The sequence below is a fragment of the Pseudomonas sp. HY13-MNA-CIBAN-0226 genome, from assembly GCF_040310305.1.
GTDB lineage: Bacteria > Pseudomonadota > Gammaproteobacteria > Pseudomonadales > Pseudomonadaceae > Aquipseudomonas > Aquipseudomonas gregormendelii.
Genome location: NZ_JBEOPS010000156.1, coordinates 1 through 286, shown reverse-complemented (window position 1 = coordinate 286; position 286 = coordinate 1). Strand labels below are relative to the sequence as shown.

1 protein-coding gene is annotated in these 286 nt (G+C 50.0%); it reads right to left on the bottom strand.

Annotated features, from left to right (window positions below):
• Positions 1–67 precede the first annotated feature (67 nt).
• A partial coding sequence (locus AAEZ05_RS28200) for a hypothetical protein (protein WP_350649855.1) occupies positions 68–286 on the bottom strand: 219 nt, incomplete at its 5' end.

Genomic DNA, 286 nt, shown 5'->3' with positions numbered 1-286 from the left:
AGATGAGTGTTAAGACAAGGCTCACGACCAAAGTTCAACCCGAATTGCAAAGAGGCCGCATCATGCCTCAGATTTGACATTTCATTGGCGTCAATTCTGTGACAAATATTGAACCGCCTACAGGCTTTATGCCAGCACTGATTTGCGTTTTTGCGGACTGGTTGGAAAAAATCCCGCGAGTGCAGCGAAGCTCGTCAATCTTCGCCCAAGCCTGCACGGCATCCGGGTTGAAGGGCGCCCGTCCTATAGCGATATGGCCTTTTGCCCTCAAGCTTAAGGTTAGTAG